Origin of the sequence: Stenotrophomonas sp. SPM, assembly GCF_003105135.1 — a bacterium.
Taxonomy (GTDB): domain Bacteria; phylum Pseudomonadota; class Gammaproteobacteria; order Xanthomonadales; family Xanthomonadaceae; genus Stenotrophomonas.
The window spans coordinates 1-6,186 of record NZ_QETL01000154.1 but is presented as its reverse complement, the minus strand read 5'-3'; the positions used below and the strand labels follow the sequence as shown (position 1 = coordinate 6,186).

Annotated in this window: 5 protein-coding genes and 1 pseudogene; 3 read left to right on the top strand and 3 right to left on the bottom strand. The window is 68.5% G+C overall.

The features are described from left to right. Positions 1 to 80: 80 nt before the first annotated feature. Entirely contained in the window at positions 81 to 1,358 is a 1,278-nt protein-coding gene (locus DCO49_RS19050; RefSeq protein WP_116865325.1) for an NAD(P)/FAD-dependent oxidoreductase, read from the bottom strand. A 108-nt stretch (positions 1,359 to 1,466) separates the two neighbouring features. On the opposite strand from DCO49_RS19050, the gene DCO49_RS19045 reads away from it, so the two are divergent. Next, positions 1,467 to 2,258, top strand: coding sequence for an NYN domain-containing protein (locus tag DCO49_RS19045; RefSeq protein ID WP_116865326.1), 792 nt, complete (start codon positions 1,467 to 1,469; stop codon positions 2,256 to 2,258). A gap of 34 nt (positions 2,259 to 2,292) precedes the next feature. On the opposite strand, the gene DCO49_RS20230 is transcribed toward DCO49_RS19045, so the two are convergent. Next, positions 2,293 to 2,484 (bottom strand): hypothetical protein, encoded by a 192-nt coding sequence (locus tag DCO49_RS20230; protein ID WP_133249454.1) that lies wholly within the window; start codon positions 2,482 to 2,484, stop codon positions 2,293 to 2,295. Positions 2,485 to 2,563: 79 nt separating this feature from the next. Between DCO49_RS20230 and DCO49_RS19040 the strand changes: the two genes are divergently transcribed. Next, entirely contained in the window at positions 2,564 to 3,184 is a 621-nt protein-coding gene (locus DCO49_RS19040) for a glutathione S-transferase (protein WP_116865324.1), read from the top strand. 95 nt (positions 3,185 to 3,279) lie between these two features. On the opposite strand, the gene DCO49_RS19035 is transcribed toward DCO49_RS19040, so the two are convergent. After that, entirely contained in the window at positions 3,280 to 5,457 is a 2,178-nt protein-coding gene (locus tag DCO49_RS19035) for a primosomal protein N' (protein WP_116865323.1), read from the bottom strand. Positions 5,458 to 5,871: 414 nt separating this feature from the next. On the opposite strand from DCO49_RS19035, the pseudogene DCO49_RS19030 reads away from it, so the two are divergent. Continuing rightward, positions 5,872 to 6,186 (top strand): annotated as a pseudogene (locus DCO49_RS19030) (hypothetical protein); the annotation flags it as partial.

Genomic DNA, 6,186 nt, shown 5'->3' with positions numbered 1-6,186 from the left:
GAGCCCATGCTCGGCTGCATCGGGGTGCAGAAGCCGAGCATGGGCTCGGCTCTACAACTTCATCGACGCACGGCGTGGAATTACTTCGGCCGGCGATCTTCCTGGTCATCACCAAAAATGATGCGCGCGCTGCGCTGGTAGCTCCAGTACGCCACCGCCCAGTTCAGCAGCACCACCACGCGGTTGCGGAAACCGATCAGGAAGAACACGTGTGCGGCCAGCCAGAACCACCAGGCCAGCACGCCCGACAACTGCAGCTTGCCCAGGTGCACGATGGCGGCCATGCGGCCGATGGTGGCCAGGTTGCCGTAGTCGGCGTATTTGAACGGCCCCGGTGTCGGCTTGCCATGCAGGCGTGCGCGGATGACATCGGCCACGTACTTGCCCATCTGCTTGGCAGCGGGCGCCACGCCGGGCACCGGCTTGCCGTTGGCCTGGTTCACCGCGGCCAGGTCGCCGGCGACGAACAGTTCGGGATGTCCGGGCAGGGTCAGGTCGGGCTGCACCTGCACGCGGCCGGCACGGTCCAGAGGCACGTCCAACGTGCGCGCCAGCGGCGAGGCGGCCACGCCGGCGGCCCAGACCACGGTGCGTGCGGGCACGAACTGTTCGCCCAGCTTGAAGCCGAGGCTGTCGATGTCGCTCACCGGGGTGCCGGTCAGTACTTCCACGCCCAGCTTTTCCAGCTGCCGGCGCGCCTTCAGCGAAAGCACTTCCGGGAACGAGGACAGCACACGTGGTCCGGCCTCGACCAGGCGCACCTTGGCGCTGGCCGGGTCGATGTGGCGGAACTCGTTGCGCAGGGTGTGGCGGGCGATCTCGGCCAGGGTGCCGGCCAGTTCGACGCCGGTGGGGCCGCCGCCGACCACCGCGAAGCTCAGCCATGCGGCCTTCTTCGCCGGGTCCGGTTCGGCTTCGGCGCGCTCGAACGCCAGCAGCAGCTTGCGGCGCAGGGCGATGGCATCGTCCAGGGTCTTCAGGCCCGGCGCATCGGCCGCCCACTGGTCATTGCCGAAGTAGGCGTGGGTGGCGCCGGTGGCCAGCAGCAGGCTGTCGTAGCCCAGGCTGCTGCCATCGGCCAGCTGCACCTCGCGGGTGGCCTTGTCGATGGCGACGACCTCGCCCAGGCGCACTTCCACGTTGCGCTGGTGGCCGAGGATGTGGCGCAGCGGCGCGGCGATATCGGGGGCGGACAGGCCGGCGGTGGCGACCTGGTACAGCAGGGGTTGGAACAGGTGGTGGTTGCGGCGGTCGAGCAGGGTGATCCTGATCTTCTCGCGGGCCAGGGCCCGGGTGGCCCAGAGGCCCGCAAAACCGCCGCCGATGATGACCAGGTGGGGGACTGGTTCGCGGCTCATCGACGTACTCCAGAGGGGGATGGATGTCGCCCTGCATCATCGCACGTCACATGGCTGCCAGTGGCCATGGGTGATACTCCACTCAGCCTGCAGCCCACCGAGGAAACCATGTCCGAACCGGAAAAGCGCATCGCCCTGCTGATCGACGCCGACAATGCACCGGCCTCGAAGATCGACGAAGTCCTGGCCGAGGTCGCCCGCTACGGCGTGGCCAACGTGCGCCGTGCCTACGGCAACTGGAAAAGCCCGCGCCTGAAGGGCTGGGAATCGGTGCTGCACGAGTACGCCATCCGCCCGATCCAGCAGTTCGCCTACAGCAAGGGCAAGAATGCCTCGGACATGGCCATGGTCATCGATGCCATGGACCTGCTGTACGCGCGCAACCTCGATGGTTTCGCCATCGTCTCCAGCGATGCCGACTTCACCCCGATGGTGATGCGCCTGCTGACCGACGGCGTGAAAGTGTATGGCTTTGGCGAGAAGAAGACGCCCGAGCCGTTCGTCAACGCCTGCTCCAAGTTCACCTACCTGGAAGCCCTGGGCCAGACCCACGCCAGCGTGCCCGATGTCGAGGCCGAGGCCGGGCAGGCGCCCAGCGGGCAGGTCGCTGGCGAGCAGGTGGCCAGTGATGAAGTGCGCCCGCGCAAGAACAGTGCGGAACTGCGCAATGACACGCGCCTTGTGAAAATGCTGCGGCGTGCGGTGTCGGCGGCCGAGGGCGAGGATGGCTGGTCACACCTGGGCCCGGTCGGCAGCCAGATCGGCAACCAGGCCTCGTTCGACCCGCGCAACTATGGCTACGGCAAGCTCAGCGACCTGCTGGCGGCCATCGGCCTGTTCGAGCTGAAGAAGGACGGCAAATCGTCCTACGTGCGCGCGCTGCCGAAGAAGAACCGGTAGTGCCGGCCGCTGGCCGGCACATCGACGCCGCGACTCAGATCACCCGCGCATCGGAACCCGCATGGCCGTCGGCAAACCCGGCGGCGAAATCTTCGACGCCGTTGAAGGCCAGCAGCAACAGCCCGGCGCACAGCAGCTGGTTGCGGCTGGAACGGCGGTAGCCCAGCACCAGCATCACCAGCCCTGCTGCCAGCAGAACGTAGTTCAAAGCATCCCATGCAGTCACGTCGTCTCTCCCTGTGGATGGGCGTATCGTAGCGTTTCCGCGCCACCGTGGCGCAGCGCTGCAGGCAGGGAAATCCGCAATGTTGAAGATCTGGGGCCGTCGCAATTCCAGCAACGTCCGCAAGGTGCTGTGGTGTGCCGAAGAAATCGGGCTGCCGTACGAATCCATCGAAGTGGGCGGCAGCCATGGCGGCACGCAGTCGGCCGAATACGTGGCGATGAATCCCAACAGCCTGGTGCCGGTGATCGAAGACCACGGCCTGCCGCTGTGGGAATCGAACACCATCGTGCGCTACCTGAGCGCGCGCTATTCGCTGGGCACGCTGTACGCCGAAGACGCGATGGAACGCGCGCAGGCCGAGAAGTGGATGGACTGGAGCACCTCGCGGATGGCCGCGCTGTACTCCGAACTGATCTGGGGCATCATGCGCACCGCGCCGGCCGACCGCGATGAAGCGCGCATCAACGCCGCCATCGTGCGCGCCGGTGATTACCTGAAGATGGCCGATGAGACCCTGGGCAGGCAGCCGTGGCTGTCGGGCGAGAAGTTCGCCATGGGCGACATTCCGCTGGGCTCGTTGATCTATGCCTGGTTCGAACTGCCGATCCAGCGTCCCGACCTGCCGAACGTGGCCGACTGGTATGCGCGCCTGCGCGAGCGCCCGGCGTACCAGCGCGGCGTGATGTCACCGCTGACGTAAGCGGTGGCGACCGGGGTCGGAGCCCTCTCTGCGATAGGGATCCGACCCCTTGGCTGTCGGGGTCGGATCCCACCCCAAGGGTGGGCTCTGACCCCTCAATACAGATCCGTCGGATCCACATCCAGCGACCAGCGCACCTTGCGCGCCTCCGGCAGCGCGTACAGCTGCGGCACCAGCTGGGCCAGCACGCCATGCAGCGGCGGCCGCTGCAGCGCAGACAGCAGCAGCTGCGTGCGCTGGTAACCGGCGCGACGCGGCATCGGCGCCGGCATCGGCCCATAGGCCTCCACCACGGTCTGCTCGCCCAGCAGCTGCCGCGCCGCCAGCAGGAAGGCGTTGGCATGTTCAAGCTGCTGCGCTTCGGCACGCATCAGCGCCAGGTGCGCGAACGGCGGGAAGCCGGCGGCCTGGCGCTGGTTCAATTCGGCCTGCGCGAACGGGTGGTAGCCACCGCTCACCAGGGTTTCCAGCAACGGGTGCCCCGGGTGGTGGGTCTGCAGCCAGACCTCGCCGGGATCGCGCGCGCGGCCGGCGCGGCCGGCCACCTGTATCAGCTGCTGGGCCAGCTTCTCGCTGGCGCGGAAGTCGGCCGAGAACAGGCCTTCGTCGATGCCCACCACCACCACCAGGGTCAGCTTGGGCAGGTCGTGGCCCTTGGCCAGGATCTGCGTGCCGACCAGGATGCCGGGCTGGTCGCCCAGCTTCGCCAGCTGCTGTTCCAGCGCATCGCGGCGCGAGGTGGTGCCGCGGTCGATGCGCACCACCGGGTAATCGGCGAAGGCGCTGACCAGGTGCTCTTCCAGGCGCTCGGTGCCGATGCCCTGCGGCTGCAACGCGAGGCTGCCGCAGGCCGGGCAGGCCAGAGGCGCCGGCTGCCGCGCACCGCAGTGATGGCACTGCAGGCGACGGCCGCCGCCATGCACCGTCATCGGCGCATCGCAGCGCTGGCAGGGCGCGGTCCAGCCGCAGTCGTGGCAGAGCAGCACCGGCGCGTAGCCACGGCGGTTCTTGAACACCAGCACCTGCTGGCCACGCTGCAGATGTTCGCCGATACCGGCCAGCACATCGGCGGAGAGGCCATCGTGCAGCGGCCGCTTGCGCACATCGAGGATGCGCACGCGTGGTGGCCGTGCATCACCGGCGCGCTGCTTCAGGCGCAGGTGGGTGTAGCGGCCGGCATAGGCGTTGTGCAGGGTTTCCAGCGAGGGCGTGGCGCTGCCCAGCAGCACCGGGATGCCCAGCGCCTTGGCCCGCACCAGAGCGAAATCGCGGGCGTGGTAACGGATGCCGTCCTGCTGCTTGTAGCTGCCGTCGTGTTCCTCGTCGACGATCAGCAGGCCGGCCTGCGGCAGCGGGGTGAACACCGCCGAACGGGTGCCGACAATCACCCGCGCTTCGCCGCGCGAGGCCGCGGCCCAGACGCGCGCGCGTTCGTTGTCGTTCAAGCCCGAATGCAGCGCATGCACCGCGATGCCGAGGCGGCCACGGAAGCGCGCCAGGGTCTGCGGGGTCAGGCCGATCTCCGGCACCAGCACCAGCGCCTGTTTCCCCTGCGCCAGGCAGTGGATGATCGCCTGCAGGTAGACCTCGGTCTTGCCGCTGCCGGTCACCCCGTCCAGCAGGAAGGCATGGAAGCCGTCGGCCGCGGTGATCGCGGCCACGGCCTCGGCCTGTTCCGGGTTGAGGGTGGGGCCGGGCAGGGGCTGCGCATGCTGCGGTGCCACGCTCAGGGCCACGCGCTCGGCCAGCTCGCGCTTGGCCAGGCTGCGTGCGGCAGTGCGCCAGTCCTCCATGCGCGCGCCCAGCACGTCTTCGTCGACCACGGCCTCGCCCAGCAGTTCGGCCAGTTGCCGCGGGCGGGTGCCGGCGCGCAGCTTTTCGCGCTGGGCCTGGCCGGCGGCGGTCAGCTGCCAGCCCCAGTGATGGGTGTCGGGCAGGGCCTCGCCGTGCCGCAGCGGGCCGGGCAGGGCGGTGTTCACCACTTCGCCCAACGGTGAATGGGTGTAGCGGGCCAGCCACTGCAGGCTCTGCCACAGCTCGCCCTGCAACAGCGGCTGCGGATCGCACCAGGCCAGCGCCTGGCGCAGGCCCTGGCCGTCGTCCACCTGGCCGTGGCCGGCCACCATCCCCACCAGCTCGCGGTTGCCGAACGGGACCTTCAGGCGGCAGCCGACCGGCACGGCCGGGCCCGGACCTTCCGGGGGCAGGTAGTCGAACAGGCGCGGCAGCGGGACGGGCAGGGCGACCTGCAGGGTCGGGATGGGGGCGAGCATCGGGGCAGTGTAACGGGCGGGGCGGGGGCCGATGGCAGAGGCGATCGCGTCGCCCGCGCCTGCCGCGCAATCATAAATGTCACCTAAATATCGGTGGCTATTAGAGATTCAGTCTTATCCACATCTTCTGTGGATAACGTTGTGCGTTACCGGTCGACGGTGGCGTGTGAGGCTGATGGCGACGGCTTTACACTCGGGTTGGTCAAAAAATAGCCATACTAAAAACATCAATACAATCAATGGTTTGACTGTGAAACATTGCTGAAGCAAGGTGAATCCGCGGCTTCACAACGATTTGGCCGGGGACCGCATTGATGCTGTGCACAACCTGCAGCACGAAGTGCCCGTGGGCGCAAGTCCTGCCGGCCGCCGATGGGCTGCCGCTATCATGCCCGCAGACCTTTGGAGTAACCGATGACGGCTGTGCCCGCCCCTGTTTCCTCGACCGCGGCCGGCGCGCTGTCGGCGTTCCTGCGTGGCGTCGAACGCCGCGCGCTGGTGGTTGCCGAGCTGCAGTGCGGTGATCCCGCCCGCGCCGAGCAGACCCTGGTCGCGGTGATGCGCGCTTTTTCCGCCGTGGCCAGCGACCTGCCGATGGCGCAGTGGCCGACCCGTTTCTGGACCCTGCTGGGCCAGCGCCAGGCGCTGCGCGAGCCGGCCGCCGGGCAGTGGCCGCCGTCGCTGGCTGCCCTGGGCGACATGCCGCCGCTGCCGCGCCTGGCCCTGCTG

Coding starts and splice junctions, on each gene's coding strand:
- DCO49_RS19035 (WP_116865323.1), bottom strand. CDS start 5,457: ATGCTCGCCCCCATCCCGACCCTGCAGGTCGCCCTGCCCGTCCCGCTG.
- DCO49_RS19045 (WP_116865326.1), top strand. CDS start 1,467: ATGTCCGAACCGGAAAAGCGCATCGCCCTGCTGATCGACGCCGACAAT.
- DCO49_RS19040 (WP_116865324.1), top strand. CDS start 2,564: ATGTTGAAGATCTGGGGCCGTCGCAATTCCAGCAACGTCCGCAAGGTG.
- DCO49_RS19050 (WP_116865325.1), bottom strand. CDS start 1,358: ATGAGCCGCGAACCAGTCCCCCACCTGGTCATCATCGGCGGCGGTTTT.